Source organism: Neochlamydia sp. AcF95 (genome assembly GCF_018342455.1).
Lineage (GTDB): Bacteria > Chlamydiota > Chlamydiia > Chlamydiales > Parachlamydiaceae > Neochlamydia.
Genome location: NZ_JAEMUC010000047.1, coordinates 70,618 through 88,992, shown reverse-complemented (window position 1 = coordinate 88,992; position 18,375 = coordinate 70,618). Strand labels below are relative to the sequence as shown.

At 37.6% G+C, this 18,375-nt stretch carries 5 protein-coding genes; all 5 read right to left on the bottom strand.

Annotation, left to right across the window (positions count from 1 at the left end; all coding sequences use genetic code 11):
- Positions 1-51 precede the first annotated feature (51 nt).
- Positions 52-10,656 (bottom strand): DUF3638 domain-containing protein, encoded by a 10,605-nt coding sequence (locus NEOC95_RS05800; protein WP_213152123.1) that lies wholly within the window; start codon positions 10,654-10,656, stop codon positions 52-54.
- A gap of 87 nt (positions 10,657-10,743) precedes the next feature.
- Positions 10,744-12,306, bottom strand: coding sequence for a hypothetical protein (locus NEOC95_RS05795; RefSeq protein WP_213152122.1), 1,563 nt, complete (start codon positions 12,304-12,306; stop codon positions 10,744-10,746).
- Positions 12,307-12,882: 576 nt separating this feature from the next.
- Entirely contained in the window at positions 12,883-13,848 is a 966-nt protein-coding gene (locus NEOC95_RS05790) for a patatin-like phospholipase family protein (RefSeq protein WP_249270186.1), read from the bottom strand.
- A 767-nt stretch (positions 13,849-14,615) separates the two neighbouring features.
- Positions 14,616-16,793 carry a cation:proton antiporter domain-containing protein gene (locus NEOC95_RS05785; protein ID WP_213152120.1) on the bottom strand — a complete coding sequence of 726 codons (2,178 nt, stop codon included), beginning with the start codon at positions 16,791-16,793 and terminating at the stop codon, positions 14,616-14,618.
- Positions 16,794-17,542: 749 nt separating this feature from the next.
- A complete protein-coding gene (locus tag NEOC95_RS05780; RefSeq protein ID WP_213152119.1) occupies positions 17,543-18,220 on the bottom strand; it encodes an MIP/aquaporin family protein in 678 nt (225 codons plus the stop codon).
- Between the last annotated feature and the right edge of the window lie 155 nt (positions 18,221-18,375).

Sequence of the window (18,375 nt, the reverse complement as noted above, 5' to 3'; positions counted from 1 at the left end):
AGGGCTTTATTAAAAAACTTAAATAGTAAATTAGCTTTTTGAAGAGGAGCTTTACTTGGAAGAACTAATGAAGCGATAATAACGTTCGGGCGAGAGGATACGTAAGGGTGAAAGAGCCATTTGACAAAAAGATTGCCTTGCAACAGAGCGCTTAGGGGTAGCAAATAAGACAAACATTACAGCGCTTAAGATGACTAAAGGATAAAATAAAAGGGCCATCACCCCTATCACTGTATCGCGCTGTTTGTTAATTTTTTTATCAGCATCATACCACATTAATAAAGCTTCTCTAGATAAAAATCGCACTTTTTGTTTGGGCACATTTTTAATGACTTCTCTTGGCTGATTAGAAAAGAAAGTTTCGATAAAAACTTCCTCCATCTCCCCCCATTGAGAAGGAAGCAAATTTTTTAAAGCCTTGAGCAAATCTTTAGGTCGCAAGGTTTTCATACTTAAAAAACTTTGGATTTGAAGAGAGGTAAGCTTCTTAAAAGTCTCTACCGCCATTCCTTGAGCCTCTCCTATTACCAAAGGACTTACGCTTCTTAAAGCCTCAAGGTTTAGATAAGGAAGGAAAAGTAAAAGATGCTGAGGAGCCACCCGCTGTACTTGGCCTCCATCTAATGCATTAATAATTTCTTGATCTAAAGTATATTCAGGCTGTAATAAAGCAATTTGCTTGGCTAAAAGATAGGGATAAAATTTTTTATCTAGGCGCAATAATGTCTGGCGACAAAAAATTTTCTTAACTTGCTCGACTGAAAGTTCTGCCAAACCTTCTTTAGACAGATGGCAAATTTGCTCTCCATCTATTAAAGTTTGGATTAAATGACGATGAGAGATCGATAATTTAGCGATCTGGGATAAATCAAGATAGGAGGCCAGCGAGGCATCAAGTAATTCAAGTTGGTCAATGTTTAAATAGGGCAAGGGACAGGGTTGATTAATTTGTAACACTTGCTCATTAGAAAAATAAGATGCTAACCGAGGATCCACTTCATTCACCCAAGCAGGATTCATCGCTTGAATAAACGCTTTGGCCTCAGGGAAAATTTTTTCTTCCAATAAATATTTTTTATAATCCTCAATTTTTAACAAATGCCAAGCATGAGGAGGCAATAAATGAAACTGCGAGGCATTCAAGAGATAATATTTAGCAGGCGCAACTTGTTGCAACTGTTCTAGCTGAGTTAAATGGGCTAGGCACTCATCAGGGATCAATTTTATACATTCTGGCAGAAGAGCTGGGGCCATACAGGGACGGACGGTTTTAGCAAAACCTTCTAAGCCTAAAAGATCAATTTTTAATATTTGATAAGATCTTTGTCGTTCTTTACTTAAGTTGACTAGCTCCTCGGGATTAATGCGCCCCAAATGCTCCTTAGGCAAGTAATTTAGTGCCTTTCCTTTTAACCAATAAACTTTCTCTGCGGGCACTTGGGCAATTTGCTCAGGCAGACTCAGATGACGCAAACGGTAATTAGGAACTAGCTTTACCTGTTCAGAGGTGACATGCTCAAACTCTTCGGCAGGCAAATAATCAAAAAAGCCAGCACGCTTAAGCATCCCCACTTGCTTACTAGAAAAGAAACGAGCAAAGTGCCAGGGTACTTGATTTAGCGCCTCTTGGTTTAAATGATCAATTTCTTGATTCAACCATTTTGTTTCCTCAGCTTTATTGTTAAAATGAAAAACTGGCACCTCTACAGGTTTTTGAGCTAAAATAGGATCTATAGCAAGTATTTGAGTTTGAATGAGATCCCTTGCTGTTTTTAGGCTTAAGAAACGATACTTTAGCTCATAATTTTCCTTTTTTAACTCATTTTCTACTAAGCTGGGATAAGCACGCAAGTAACAAGCATTTCCATTAAAAAAATGGGCCCACCAAAGAGCCCGTTTTGTAATAGCTAGGCATTCTTGGGGAAGTATACTTTCTTCATTTAATAAGTGTCCTTCTAAGTTCAGTAACCAGCAATCCTTAAGCCGGTAATGCTTGATTTGCTGCCGCCAAAAAGCCGCTTCTTCAAGATCAATAAACAGGGGAAGAAAGTGGGTGCCTTTTTGAATTAAAAGAAGATGGGCGGCCTTTTTCTGGGCTTTATGAAAAACTGGAAGGTCTATCTCATGAGAGCGAGCCAAATTTTCTGTCAAAAAAAGATCGGAGGGAAAAATTTGGTAATAAGAAGCTTCATAGGGAATACGTTTAAGCAATTTGCGGAAAGTCGTTAAATGAGGAAACTTGTAATCTAAGCAGCTTTCAGGGTACTCCTTCAATTTTAACCAGGGAAGTGACTCAGCGGCGGGTGCATCTACACGGACCGCATACTTTTGCACTTCCCTTAACGATTCTTTTTGAATTTCCACATTAACTTCTAGTTGAATTTCCTTTTGCTTTTGGACAAAAACTTGTGTCTCCCTATTAGATGAAGAACCTTTAAGAACATGCCAGGTTAAAGTATTTTCGGCCCATTTGACAATTTTTTCCGCTTTTTCTTCAATCTGTAGTAATTCTAGGGCCTCAAAATAAGGAAAACCCACTTTTTTGAAACGGCTATGGGTAGTATTAAAATACTCTTGAACAACTTTATAGGCAGGCACCCTTTCTTTTAAATCTAGAAAAAGATTAGCAGGGTCTTCTTTGAAAGAACTGTAGAAAAGCCACTCCATCGCTTGGAAAAGTTCAAGGCTTTCTAGCTTAAGTGTAGAATTCATCAATTCCTGCATGATTTTTTGAATAACAGCTGCGCAATAGATTTCTCGCACTTGCTGAAGAGCTGATTGCAATAATTGGCTTTTTTTTCCCTCACTTTGATTACGCAAGGCACAAGTAAAAAGTCTTTCTATTCCATAAAGAGCATGATGAGGAAAATTTTTAACGTTTTTAGTTAAAACTTCTCCTGCCATTTTATGGAAAATAATGTCTACATTTTGAGCATGAAAGAAATTACGAGCACGTAGAGTTCCTTGCAAAATAGTGCGCAATGTAGTGGATAAGGGATCAAAAGTCATCGCCACAAGAGCATTGGCTTTAAAAGGTATATCAGAGCCTATCGCTCTTAGCTCATCAAAATAGATGAAGACCCTTTCTAAAAGCACGCCGTGCTTTTCAAACTCTTCCCGGCGGGTCATCGCTAGCGCAATAGGTTCCTTAAGTTCTCTTTTTAAGAGAAAAAAATTTTCTTGCGCCCCCCTTTTGCATAAAAATACTACGCCGTCTATCTCCTCTTTTAAAGGTTGGAAATTCAAAATCTCTTCTGCTACTGCTTGGTTAGAATAGCGTTTTAGCATCCCGCTCGCATCAATTAAGGCTCTAAGACGGCTAGCAGCATCAGGCGTCCGTTTTATTAAAATAGCATTTAATATTTCATGAGGGGTTGCTTTGTCAATTTCTGAAAGAAAACTTTTTTGGCTAGCGATATCCTGGGTAAGCTTGACCAAAATACGCCCCTCGATCCCTTGCTCAAGAATACAGCTGTCTGCTATTTCTTTAGGAAAGGAATCTTTATTCCCTAATGTGCCTGAGCAACCGATAAACTGCGCTCCCATGTGACTAAGCGCAGCGGGCCCACAACTTAATAAAGAGCTATGATAGCGCAAAAATTGGTCAGAAAACTCGGCATAAAAATCTATACATCGCTGGGGGCTTGCATTTATTTCTTGAAGAGTTGCTTGTAGTTGTTCTGATGACCATTCCTGATGCAAGGCTAATCCAATGAGAGCTTTAAAGTGTTGAGCTTCAGCAGATTCTTCGGGTGCACAGTGGTAGATTTCAGAATAATACAGCGAAGCTTCCCGCATTTGATCCCGGTATTTCATTAGGCGCGCTATATCCACGCCCGCATTAATAGCTCCCTGGAAATAACAACAAGCGGTCACATAGATATTAGCAAATTCCGTATGGTTAGGAGCATCTACTCCTAAGTAAGGAATAATTTTGCCCTCCTCTGTAAAGCCATATCTTTGTTTAAACCCTTTAGCAAGAGCGAGCGGTAAAATTTCACTACACAATTCTTTTATTAAAGCAACTGCTCCTAAGGCCCGTTGAATGGAGCGTTGCGGCTGCCTTTTTAAAGCTTCTAAGCTTCGCAAGAATTCAAGATGGCGCTTAGCCTGTTTGCGCTCCTTTTTTTCTCTAATTTCTAGCCTGTCTAAAAATTCAAAATCATCGTTAGCATTAATCCCTTTTAGCAGACGCGTATCTATTTTCTCCAAAATGTAATCTTGCAAGGATACTTTGAAAGAAGCGTGGCTCATGGGAGAAATTAAAGGAAAAAGAGATGGGTATTCACTTATAAGCACTTTTACGAGCCTAGGAAAGACCTGCTCTTGTAGTGTTTGCCTGTCCACGCAGGCTTGATTATCTTCTAAAAGATTCAATAAAGGGGCAATTTTTGAGTCGGTTGAAAGAACAACATAGATGGATTTAATGACCTCTAGGCTATCTTTTGAAATAGTAACTTCTAGTCCAGCGGGAAAATTAATCTCTTCCAAGCTGTTTAATATGGAATCTACCTCATCGACTAAAAAAAGGCAGTGAGTTTTTATAAAATAAAGGATATGAGCGAGCTCTACAGCCCGTTTTAAAGTTAAAGGATCGCAGTTGCCAGGCTCTTTAAATGCTTTAACTTGATCGATTAATTCCTGTCGAAGAATAAGCAAAAAATTTGCTTTCATTAATATTAAATAATTTTTGTCTTTGGCATGTTGGAGCTGAGCTTTAAGGTAGTAAAGAATTTTAATAGAAGCTAAATCTTCACGATTAAAATCTAGATCTATCACATCTTGATGCAACCGCTTAAATTGAGTATTCATTAGATTGGACTTAAGAGAAGGATATTGGGAAGGGTGGGCTAAAAAAAGAGGCACGCGTGCGTTTTTTGAGGCTAACTTAGCAAGCTTTGCTAAGATCACACTGGTTTTTCCTCCTCCCATCATCATTTGAAAAACTGCGGCAGGACAATACTCTCCTAGATTTTCTGTAAAAATTTTTTCTATCAAGAGATGCAATAGTTGAGCTTGATCTTTACGCATGCGAAAACCTGAAATATGCTCAAAAAGCAAGGTTTCCAAATAGCTTTGATTATCTTGGGAATAGCTTTCAAAAGGATTTAAGAGCTCTCCAATTGCTTGCCATGCCTCCTGAGCAGCAGGTTCATCCTTCCAAGTTAGAGGATGATGGCTTTGAATATGAATGATAGAAAACAGATGATTTTTAACCGTTGCTATAATTTTATTGCTAATTTGCCATTCTAAATATTCCTGTATACATCTTTGTAAAGCTACTAGATCTTCTTCTAAAAAATAAGGATTGCGTTGTTGCAAAAAGGCTAGCTTTTGAGAGGATGTAGGAAAAAAAATGGTTTTAAGCCCATCTTCTAGCTCCATTTGAATTTTATCTTCATTAACCTCTTTTAATTTTGCGAAGATTAAAGCGTTTATTTCAGTAGGCCTTCGATTTAAAATTCGCACAATATTGTTTATCATCCCTACATCATTGCTTTCATGAGCATAAGTCGTAAGGATTTTATCAAGCTGTAAAATTGTTGGGAAATCAGGAAGTAGGTAGTGGTGAGCGTTGTTTTGAAGCTCGATCCCTTCGTACCATTCATGTCGATAAAAATCTAAATCATTTTTAAAAAAATCTTCTTCATTACCCTCTATTTTAAAAGGACAGGATTCTTTAGCAGGCAAAGAGGAATAAATAGTATAGTTATCAAAATCCTCTTTGATTGCTTGAATGATTTGAAAAGGAGAAATGCTTTTATACTTTGCAATTATCTGGCACACCTTGTAGGTAAAATCTAGGTCTTGAAAGATTGTTCCCCTCTTTATCTCCTCTTTTTTTTCTCCCTGACTAGATTGTTTTTGGATAAGAGTGGCTTCTAGTTGAAACGTGGGTAGAGTAGCTAGCAATTGCTCAAACCAGCTCTGCAGGTGCAAAGAATTTTCCGCATATTTCTTTGAGTTTAAAGAGGGCAAAAGAGGGGCTTGATCTTCTTTTTGTAAGGCTACTTTAAGAGAAATTTTGATAAAGTGAGGAATTTTTAAAGTCTCTAGCGTATAGACTAATTCCCACTTTTCTAATGGAGCAGTATAAAGGGAGGAAAGCTTAAGATAATGATAGGCAAAAGCTTTTACAGGATAAGGTTGGCCCGGTAATAAGACCATTTCTACAGGTCTTTCTATTCCTTCTATGAGCTCTAAGGTGATATCCATCGGAGCTTCCCCACCGCTTAAGACAGGATTTCTCCAACGAGCCAACAGGGACTTTTCCAAAATTTCGGCTGGCTTTTCAGTCATCACTATTTTGTGCCCTGTTCTTAGCTCCTGTTTACGATTTTCTAATAAAGCTTTGTTCTCTTGACATGAATAAATCTTTAAATGCTTTTTGTCCTTAGCTATCCAAAGCTCTATTTCTAAACTTAACCTAAAGGCTGGGGGGACAGAAGAGAGATGGCTTAAATAATGCTCGTATACTTCACCCAGCGAGGTTAAAGGATTATTAAGAGGATCCCATCTGCCTTTTAGATCGATTCCTTGATCAATTAAAATCTTATAAGCGATTAATTTTACTGCCGCTGCGGTAGCTGAGTGATCACACGCATCTGCTTGACTATCAATAAGCCATTTTAAGATCAATCTTTCCTGCTGGTCTAAGCGATGGTGAGGTCTAATAGAATGCAAAAATTTAAAAGCTTGATAATAATCTTTACCGAGAAGGGATAGATAGGCGGCAAATAAATTTTCTTTGGGGGTCTCAGGACAAAAGCCATATAAGTTCACTTTAATTTCTATTCCTTCCACGGCAAGCAATTGAGAAGGAGCCTCTATGCCCCCTTTTTCTACTATAGGATAGACAATAGAGGAATGCCTATCGGCAACATGGCGTTGGAAGGGTAAGATTAGAGAAGTTTCTTCGTCTGCACGCAGCAGGTCCCCATTCTTTCTCTTTATTTCGATCCCGTAAATCTTAAGAGAAGTGGATGTAAGTTTTATCCCATTTTCTCTATGAAAAACTGAAGGTGCATAAAAACAAGCCCCTAATTTACGATCAAGGCCTCCTTTTTCATAAAAGTCGGTGTCCTGGCGTTCAAAGACAAGGGGTCTTCCGTGCGGCATACGTATATGGGGGAAAATCAAGCGGTCTCGATAGTCGAAGAGGATCCCATGAATATAACGAGCAGCGTAAGTATAATAATGCATGCCAAACGCTCCCGTGCACTTCTCTAGATTAGATAAAGATTCTTCCTCATTCTCTACTAGTTCAAGCCTCATGCCTTTTTCCGCGCCCTCTTGAAAGACAACAGCCCCTTGGTCATTTCTTAATAACCAAAGCTTATCTGGTTGAGCCTGATAATATCCTCTAGCGACTAAGTTTTCACAATTGATCCACCAAATGCTGTCTTGGCAAAGGGATATAGGTAAATGCAAGCACTTAGCCACTTGAGGAGGTGGCAGATAAAGATGCCATTGCCCTTCGATCAAACGTTGTAAAGAAAGAGGGAAGCTTTCCTTGCTGCTTAGCCGATAAGTTCCGGTCAAAGGATCTGAAAGAATAATATAGGGATGGGATTTATCTACTTGCCAGACCCGCACACGATCAGAAAATAGACGTCTAAAATCTACAGATTTAAGAATAGCGGCAGGAATAGGTAGGTATTGACCTTTACGCGAAGATAAGCTGAGAAAATCAACATTCTTATTTTTTTGGATTTCTTGGATGAAGGCCGGCTGAGTCTTACTTAGTTCATTATAGTGGCGCCACATGTGGTAACGCATATTATACCACCAGGCCCGTGTCATGGCATCCATGGCAATTCGTTCCTGCTCTAATTGCTTGTGTAGTTGGGGGCCTTGATCTAAATACTCCTTCCAAGCTTGCAAGGACAAGTTTTCTCTTTTCTCTAATTCTATCAGCTTTAGTAAAAGCATTCTTATATCTGCAGATTGCTGCTCAGGCATTTTGGTTTTCTGCAGACATGCTTTTAATCCTATTATCCATTGATCATGGAACGTTTTTAAGGTATAACTCATGCTTTCGCAACCAAGAGATGAAGATAGATCAGCTAAGCGGATGGTAAGATTTAAAAGACATTTGCCCTCTTCGCTAAGGATACCCTTATTTAAATTCTTGGCAAAAATGGCGGTACAGCCTAAAAAATCTTTAAGAACAGTATTTAAAACTTGAGGGTAGAGCTTAAATTCCTCTAGTAAAGGAAATTTTTCTACTCCCTCTTTATCTATCACAATTTTAAAAAGATACCTTTCTAAGAAAAATCTAAAGCGATCGATTTTAAAATTTGAAATTTGGTACTTTAATTTGCTCAATAGTTCCACAATCGTCAAGGTAGGTTCAGCAGCAGCTTCTTCAAATGTAAGGCTAAGATTGCTCATCTCTTCCTCTATAGCTACAAAACGCTTTAAAGTTTTATTTTGGTTTTCTCTCCACTTTTCTTTGGAAAATAAGTTTCTTTGATTAGCATCTAGTCTTATTCTTTTCTCCCTACCCTCCAAGTAGAAATCAAAGCGCTTTTGATGATTTTTAGCATAGGTGAGGTTAAAGCCTAAGCCTTGATGGAAAGTAACTATATTTTCATGGCCTACATGATATCTAGATCTTTGATCGCTTAGAAGGTGAACATGCATAGCTATATTTACAAGTTTAGACAAAGCGTTAATCCAAGAATCGGCAAGATCTAGCTTATATGGCAAATGGTTTTGGATCTTTACATTTACTAATTCGGCTAATAATAGTTGCCCTGGAGTAACGGCTTGCAGGATATCTAAGTGGGCCCTTCTTTTTAGATGGTAATAATGCTGGTTAATCTCATTTTTGATCGCAGGATAAGCCTGTAAAATTTCTTCAGCAAAACAACCATCAGCTGTATCGTCAAAGCTTTCCTTGCCTTTTTCAGGAAATAAAAAAACAGGCTTTATACCTTGGACATGCCACCCTTTGATAAAACTCAGTGTATCTAATCTATCCCTCCAGCAAGAATAGGACTCGCACTGAAAATAAGGGCTGGTAGTTAAAGCTAGATATCCCTTAAAAGCCGGTTTAAATTGATTCAGTACCTTTTGATCATCCAGCTTTTCACAAAGAACATAAGCAATGGCTAATAAGCGCACCCCACTATTTTGCAGAGAAGATAAAAAACGCCCCTGTTGGTGAAATGCATGCTTAGCAAGTATTTCTGCAAAAAAAGATAATAGAGGTAAAGCCTTCCTACATTCCTGAATGGATAATCTCATCCACTCACTTTCAAGATGGGGTAATGATAAATTCATCACTGCTGAAGTTACATAAGGGATAACCCACTCATAATCATAAGACTCAAAAAATTTTATTTTACCTTCAATGTTTAATAGTTTATTAATGACGCCTGCATTAGCTAGAGGCTCATCTATATCTACATATAACTCCTTTAACGAAGGTGGGTCTAGAGGAGAATGCAAGGTAGATTTAATAGAACTAAGATACTGTAGGCATTGTTGTGTGCTTTTTTTGATAAGAAAAGGTTGATTGACTGCCAGCTTACAGGACTTAAATCTATCCTCAGCGGGGATAAACTCGCGCAGCAATTGTTCGGATTCCTCCTTTAATTGTTCCAAAGTGCCCACAGCAGCTTCATACAATTCATATAGATAGCGTAAAGAAAAACTATCTTTAAACTTTAATAGGTGGCGAGCCGAGGTAATTAAAGCCTTATTAAGGAGCCCTAATCTAGCATTTAAATTTTCGCTCCTACAAGCAAAGATAGATTTTCTAATCGCTAATACTAAAACTAAACGGGAGATCACCATAAAGGCTTTATAGAGCTCTAAGGAGAACAGCGGTGATGGGCTTTGAGCTTCTATCCATCGATGAATGAATGCTGTCATTGCTTTTAGCTTATGCGCATGCGCTGAGTTGATTAGACGACTTTTAAACTGAGGATCAATCAAATAGGCATGCAAAGGCTCAAAAGCTACTAGGCAAGCATGCTCGTCAACATTGAGAGCCTGTGAAGTTTTCCATAAGATATCTGCATGAATAGCCACAGGCTGTTGAAAGTTAGGTCCTAACAAATCATCGCTAGGAACAGCGGCGTAGTATCTTAAGGGATAAGTTTTTTCATAGCCAAAAGCATATTCTCCGAAGAACTTTCTACTATTTTTCTCTACGGTAAAAAGTTCTATATCAAATGTATCGTCTGCATTTTTGCGATAAAGAACTACATTTTCTAAACTTTGCCCCCAGGTGGTTTGATAAGTTAAAGGAAGTATAAAAATTTCATTTTCTTTTAAATGAAAAAGACGAGAAGTAATTTCCGAAGGGGTAAGGGTTAAATTGTCTAGCAACTTTTGAAAAGCATATAATAAATGTTCACAAATTTCTGGATCTAAAGCAGGCGCCAATTGGGGTAAAGCAGTTGCCAGAGCTATCCATATTTTTAATAGACTGTGAGGATCAATTTTGTTGGGGTTTTCTTCTGTTAATAAGGCTTCGGCTACTTCTTCAAAATTAGCTATTTTACTAATTTGCTCTGCCAGTTGATCATAAGCCTCATCTAAAAGCGGAGCTCTAGGATGAGTTTGAAGAGAAAGGCTAGAAATTTCGTTATCAAAAATTTTCTGTTCTTTTAAAAAGCTTTTAAGCACATGCGTAGCATTCATTCGTCAGTAAATACTCTCCCTCATTTTGCATTAAGCATAAAAGTTAAAATAGTTTATAAAAAATTATTAACTCTAACTTGATGTTTGTTAGGCCTCGCTATATACGATCTTATGAATAGCACTAATATAAACTTCTAATTGGTCAAAATAGGGACTAAAATCTAAATAAAAATCAATATCACAAACGCTAAGGTGGCGATTTTTAAAAAATTCGCTTCTCTTCAGCTGTCTCACAAAGTTAAAAAATTTTAGATCGTAAAATTTTGCATTTATCAAAGGTTCGATATCTACAAGCTTGTATATAAAATCTCTAAAAATTGCTTGCTCACTATAAAATGATAGTCGCTTAAATGCATGGAGAGTAGGAGCTGCCTTTAATAGCTTTTTAGCTTGATGATTTTTGGCTTTTTGCTTATCAATTTCATGTAGGCAAGCATTCTTAGCAGCTCTCATTATATTCTTATCCTCTAACAGCTTTTTTAAGGCCTCCAAGGTTTCTTTAGTTTTAGCAAAGAAAAACAACCTAATGAAAGTATATCCTACCTCGTTGGAATGAATGGCTGCCTCTAGCTCTTCTGTATACCCTTTTTCTACCAAGATATCTTTTAGAAATATACCGAGAGTATAGTAAACCTCGTAGGTGGGCCCTTGTAGATCTGCAGCTAGGTTCCTCTCTAACTGATCTTGGATAAAGACAAAGTCTTGAAACATCTGCCAAATGCTGCTTTTCAGTTCTCTATCAACCTCTATTTTTTCGTGCATAGAGGCTAAACATTCGCTATAAATTTTTGCTTTAGCCTTATATAAATCTTGGAACTGCGGGGAATAATACTCCCCTAAAGCCAGCATTTCCTGAGCAAAATTAAATAAATCAACTTTTCCATGAATCGAAATTAGCCATTCCACGGGAGAAAAAAGCTCCGTGTAAGATTGTTGGAATTCTTCAAATTTTTTATGGTAAATTGTTCTTTGCTCAGATGAAGTGTTTTTAACATGCTCAATAGCTCTTTGAAAAGCAGCCATTAAATGAGCATCTTCTAAGAAAGGGGAAAGAAGCCGAATAAATTGGCAACAATCCTGCTGCTCTGCATATAAATTTAAAAACTTTTCTAGAGCAATAGCTATCTCTTTGCTCTCTTCATACAGATGATCTAAAAAACAGGCTCGCTTACGTTTAATTAATTCCTCAACCCCGTGCTGAAGATGTTTATACTCCTTCGCCTGGTCTATTAAACTTTTATAAATTTTTTCCAAAGGAATAACTTGATTATTCGCTATATCACTAGCAGAAGATTTACTTTCTAAAGGAACTGCTCTAAATTCGAGGGCTGGAGCAAGGTCAAATAAAGGCTGTTGGACTAAAGAAGGATTGTCATTAACTTCTAAGCTACTTTTTTTACAATAATGAATAAATTTTCTTTTTTTTAGATTAGCAAAATCAACCTGCGCTTCTTGGTTACATTTATAGCAAAAAAGATACCCGCCTAGGGTACAGATAATTTTTATAGCTATTTGGGCAGCAATTTTTATAAACTGCCAGCGGGTCATGTCACTTTCATACTTAAAATAGCGGTCATCTTCCGATGCTATTAAAGTCCCCTCATCATTGCCTAGAGCTGAATCAGGATGATAGTACACCGTTAAAGACATCTCTCACCTAAACTTAAGCAGATCGGGGAAAGGAGCTTAACAGCGCATTTGTTTATCATTATAAAGCCCCCTCAAGCACTGAAATTAATTTAGCAAATTGTATGTTCTTTCCTTGAGTACTCAATAGATTGACCTTTACAGGATTAGCCTTATAGATAGCAAGAAGAAAACTACACGCTTTAAGATGTAAAAGCTTGCCACTCCTTAAGATCGAGGGCTAATCATCATGCCCCTTACCAATAGCTTTTTTAAGCAAACGTTTTTTTAAAAGGCAAACTGCCCGTCGCTTTATTCTCTTTTTTCCCATTAACTTATAAAAATTGCAGGTAGCAAAGCGGGCAAAGTCTAACAAAAAAAGTATAGGGTTTTAGAGGGCATATTTCTTTCCTCATAAGCTTTAAGCCTGGCATGTTCTATGCTTACGCTAGTAAGTATTTCCTACTAGTTGTAAGGGATTTTCCGCACTAAAATTTATTATCCTATAAGTAAAAGCTGCAGCCTTTCTTTACCTTTAATAAAAAGCCAAAAACAAAGTAAAAATGCTTTTTCTTTAGCTTAACAAGTTGATCTTTTTCATCAATCAGGGGCATTTCCGGTAGCTGTTTTCTTTAAATAAATTTGAGGTGTATAACATTGAGGCGAATAGAGGCACCAATCATCTTCCTCTAAGCTATCATTAATGTGGTTGGATTTTAAAGCGTCTAACTTCCTCAGAATTTCAGGGATTTTCTCCCTGGCAGCACGCCTTCCCGCTTCATAAATCTGGTCTCTTAAATGATCACTAAAAGTACCAATATCGCAAGTTTTAGGACGGATAATTACATCCGCATGATGGCAGCAGGTCTCATTTTGCCACATAAAGGCTATCTCTGCGCTACGGGTGGCTACTTCAAAAAGATTGGTGGGAAAAGTACGGGGCAAAAGTTCACAAAGATCTACCGCGATGATAAGCTCAGCTCCTATATCAAACGCCACCTCTACCGGAACTGGATTGACCACACCCCCGTCCACTAGTATACGTCCTAGGTGTTCCTGGGGTATAAATATAAAAGGAATCGAGCAAGAGGCTTGGACGGCTTTTTCAACATCTCCCGAACCTATGGGAATCAATTCTCCAGAATTTAAGTCACTAGCCACTATCACTAAAGGGATTTTCAGCTCTTCAAAGGTTTCTGATTTTAAATATTTATTTAAAACTTTACTTAACGACCGACCCTGACAAAGACCATAACGGCATTGCCATAGGTCGAAATCTAACAAAGAAGCTGCCTTTAAGTTCCAAACGGCTTCTTTAATATATTTAGCACAAGGATTATCCGCATATAAAGCACCTACGATACTGCCTGCACTACATCCGACTATTAGATCCACCGATATTCCTGCAGCTTCAAGTTCTTCAATAACCCCTACATGGGCCATACCACGTACGCCCCCACTTCCTAGAACTAATGCAACACGAATTTTTTTAGGGACATAAAATGAAGGGAGAGAAGGAGGATTTACAGTCGGAACGAGACGATGAGAGTAACGGCACCCGCTCAAAGAAAAGAGTAAGAAAAAGAATATCAAAGCAGTAAAAAATCTAAAAAAATTCGGACTCCAGCATTTTTTTTCAAGCGGAACAAGTGTTTTAATAGGAAATCTCATTATTTCTCATCTGCAGGGTTTATATGGCTCTATTTTGCCTTAGCACTGCGTATAAATAGTAAAAGAAAAATTTTATAGTCAACAAAAAAACAAAAAAACAAAAAAATCTTTTATCAAAAAAAGATTTTTACTCGTTCATCCTTCCTGAAAGATCAGTGAAATGTTTAGTCGGCCGCTTAAGATCGCCTAGATATACCAAAGGTGTTATTTCATTTAAGAGCTTAAGTAGGTGGATCATTCCCGAAATTTAAGAATTTAAAAAAGCAAGGCTTTTAGCTTAAGCGAGCAGTTAATTCCTTGCTAGATCTTTTTAATACTCATTGGATAAAAAGAAATTTATATGAAAGATAGCCTTTTACTATTCAATAAGCTTAAAGATATAGGGAAGAAGAAATAAAAAAATCCAAGTTAAATAAATTTTCTTTGCGTTCTAAGGCGTAAAGAATTTAGCTTTTACCTATTTTCTAAAGGCAAAAACATAGGCTACCTGGCTCTTATTGAAAATATTCAGAAACAATGTGAAAGCCGTACAACGGATCATTAAGTACCAGGAGCGGCGATAGAATTTATCAATCGATGCTGGAGACTATGTTGAAGAGTAAAAATAGCAAAGATGCAAACATTTATGATCTACACAGCTGCTTTAAAGGGTAAATTTATTATCAGATTCTTTCATCTTTTCTAACAATATAAAGTAAAATATCTCCTTGCTGTAAAATAGTAGGAGAAAGAGGATTTAAAATATGCTTCCCATTTCTTTCTAAACCTACAATAAGTCCTTTTATATGCTGCTTAACTGTAGAACTTGAGATAGGCAAATGAAGAAGACTGGGGTTTGCATCGACATACATCTTTTGAATTTCCATAGCTGGCGACTCCTCCAACTCCGCAAACTCTTCGATATGTTGCATCGATAAATTGAATCGGTTAATTTCCTCATTTTCTCCCAAAATGACTAATTCATCCTCTGGTAAAATTCGCTCTTGAGCATTAGGTAACCAAATCGTCTTTAGGCGCCTTTGGATGGCCACCACATTAATTCCAAACGATGGACGCAAGCGACATTCCTCTAAACTTTGGCCAATAAAAGGAAAATGCTCTTTAGCTTTGATCTTTACCAAGGTACTATCCCACGGAGCTAAGCCTTGTAAGAGAGTCTCATCTAGCTCATGTTTGCAAGTCAAATTATTAATCAGGCTATTTTCCAACCATGTGTAACACCTCTTAAGAGGTTGAAAAAACAGGGTAAAGTAAATAGAGAGCACAATGCCTAGCGGAACAGTTATCCAGGGAAAGGAAAGGTATAGACAAGACAACATACCCAATTCAACGCCAGTAATGCCCCAGAGCAATATCTGTAACAAGCAGGCTTTTTTGTTGGCTTTTGAAGAGGGATAGGTAAATAACATTGCCCAAATAAAAGGAGAGGCCAGTATGTAGAGCATCAACCAAAAGATAAACTGAAAAGGCCATTGTTGATCTACTACAGGAAGAAAGCGAGGAATAATCACTTGGGCACTTATTGTCGCTAAGATAGCCACAATAATAGCATTGACAGTGAAGCGTACGATCTTTTTTTCCTCCATCCCCTTGGGCCCTAAGTGGCCCCTTACAATAGGAATAATCCAAGCATGATATTTTTTCAATAGCATGGCCCCCTTCTGAGGCACAGAGTTTTCAACACGATAGCTAATCTGCAGGCCAAGCTTTATCAAATAAGGGGTAGCAAAAGTGGTAATCGCTGAAATAGCGACCACGATAGGATACAAAGATCCATCGGTAGCTACCAATGAACTTCCTAATCCAACAATGATAAATGAAAACTCTCCTATTTGAGCCATACTAAAGCCGATTCTTATTGAATCCGAAATCCTTTGCCCTGCTAATAGCGCTCCTAAGCCGCTAGTTAAAAGCTTGCCAGCGATAGTTATCAAAGAGAGGATGAGAATAGAAGGCCAATATTTCATAATCAATAGCGGATCAATTAACATTCCTACCGATACAAAAAATACTGCAGCAAATATATCACGGATGGGTAAGGTCAATTTTTCAATTTTATTGGCTAAAGGTGTTTCGGCTAAAATAGAGCCCATAATAAAGGCCCCTAATGCGGCCGAATAGTTAAAGTAAACGGCTGCAGAGCTAAGGAAAAGACATAATCCTACAGAGATAATGGTCAAAGTCTCGGCAGTAATATAATTTTGTATTTTCCGCATAATATAGGGCAAAGCAAGATAGCCTACAAGAAACCAACTGGTAATTACCTGCAAAAGCTTTAAGGAGGTTGATACTATCTGAGTGGATAGAACTTCAACAGGAGCCCCTAAGGTTGAAACATATACTAGCAATAAGATAGCTAGCAAATCCTCCATTAGAAGCACCCCAACCATTAGCTCAGCAAATGAAAACCTTTTTAGATTAAATTCTTCTAGAGCTTTGACAATGATTGTAGTGGAAGAAATCGATAAAGCAGCGCCTAACAAAAGGCATTCATAGGGAGACCAACCAAGCATTTTGCCTGCAAAAAAACCGAGGATAACCATTAAGACTACTTCAAATAAGCCTATAATAACCGCCGATAGCCCGAGTCGTCTTAATTTACCGAAAGTAAATTCTAATCCTAGTGAAAACATCAAAAAGATGATCCCAAGTTCAGCGAGTAATTTAATTTCAAACTCATCGTCGATTAAGGAAAAGGGAGGAGTGTAAGGACCGATAATAATACCTGCTATCAGATAACCTAGGACAGTAGGCTGCTTAATCTTTTGAAAAAGTACAGTCATTATGCCCGCTATGCATAATACTACTGCTAGATCTTCTATAAGAGGTGTTTGATGCATAGTCACCTAATTTGATACTCTATTGGCCATTCTACCTATTTCATAAGAGTAATCAAATGAAAAACATGATTTCTTTTTCATGCGTCGATAAATCTTTTCTATTCACCCATTGTATATTTTGCTTTCCTAGATAAGTGAGGTTAGAGTTGGTTGTTGCTAAGCTTTTTAAGCCTTTATTTCATAAAAGATTAGAAAGGATAGAATCAAAAAAATGGAGCAAAGTATTAGCTTGAAGCTTAATAAAGCTTAAAGAAAAGGATAAAAAAATTTAAAAAGGCTGACATACAAAGATCTTATAAAAAAGCCAAAGGAGAAAGATATTAAGACTTCTTGAACTATTTCTACGTAAGATTAACTTATTCCTATATGAAAGATAACTCTCTTTTCTATGACGATTAAATAAGCCATGAGGAGGGTGAAATCTGTTAACGGTATATTTAAAGGGTCATGGCAACTTATAAGAAATTAATTAAACAAGCAACACGGGCCGGAAAAATTCTACCTTCTCGTGATGAAATTTATCCATAAAAACACTCTCTTTTTAAAACGAGCTTAAAAAACTTTATCCTAACCGTTAACTTTATTTTTTTTACTTTCTTACGCCTGTCTGTGTGCTTTTAAGCAGCTAACATTTTTATTTATGAATGATCTTAAAAATTGTGCTTATAAAACAATTACCTTAGCGAAGAGAAAAAAAGCATACTAAGCGATTAGCTTATTAAGAGCTAATTCACTGTAAATTGAGGTTCTTAAAGCTTGCTCTTCATCAGTAGGCGGCTATATAAGATTCCCGCTAGAAGTCCACCTATTAGAGGCCCTATCCAGTAAACATATTGATAAGCCCACTCGCCTGCCACAAGAGCCGGGCCAAAAGCTCTAGCAGGATTCATGGCAGCACCTGTTATTCCTCCTCCCATCAATATGCCACATAAGATAAAACCCCCGATCGCAAGCCCACTCATGCCTTTAGAATCCCCTCGTGTGTCTACAACCGTTCCATACACCACTAGCACAAGTAGAAAAGTCAATATAGCTTCAGTAAAAATTCCTACGAAACTAGATAAGCTAGTCTCTATAACAGGAGTTCCTAACTTAGCCATAGAAATAGTAGTGGCAGGAAATACCCACTGTAAAGCAAAAGCTCCTACAATAGCGCCTAAAAGTTGAGCGACTATTTCAGCAAAGGTAAGAATTGTACTTTGCTGGCCACTAGCCCACACTGCCACACTCACTGCGGGATTGAACTTTCCTCCCGAAATGTGTGCCAATGCTGATATCATGACTGCAATAGCAAGGCCATGAGCAACAGCGATTCCTAACAACCCCACTCCCCCATGGGTCATCTCATTTAAGCAAATGGATCCAGCACCAATAAAGATGAGAGTAAACGTGCCGATAAACTCTGCTAACAACCAAGCTATATTCATATCCCCCCTCCGCTTTCAACTATTAGTAAGAAAAAAACCGCTACATTTTGCTAATCAACAAGTAAAATTTATAAGCTTTTTATCCACGAGCACTTATATACATAATAAAATCAGCAAATAATCTCAAGGCTTTTGGAAAAGAAAATATTTGAGGA

Excerpts from the sequence above, each read along its gene's own strand:
- NEOC95_RS05780 (WP_213152119.1), bottom strand. The coding sequence starts at position 18,220 with ATGAATATAGCTTGGTTGTTAGCAGAGTTTATCGGCACGTTTACTCTC.
- NEOC95_RS05785 (WP_213152120.1), bottom strand. The coding sequence starts at position 16,793 with ATGCATCAAACACCTCTTATAGAAGATCTAGCAGTAGTATTATGCATA.
- NEOC95_RS05795 (WP_213152122.1), bottom strand. The coding sequence starts at position 12,306 with ATGTCTTTAACGGTGTACTATCATCCTGATTCAGCTCTAGGCAATGAT.
- NEOC95_RS05800 (WP_213152123.1), bottom strand. The coding sequence starts at position 10,656 with ATGAATGCTACGCATGTGCTTAAAAGCTTTTTAAAAGAACAGAAAATT.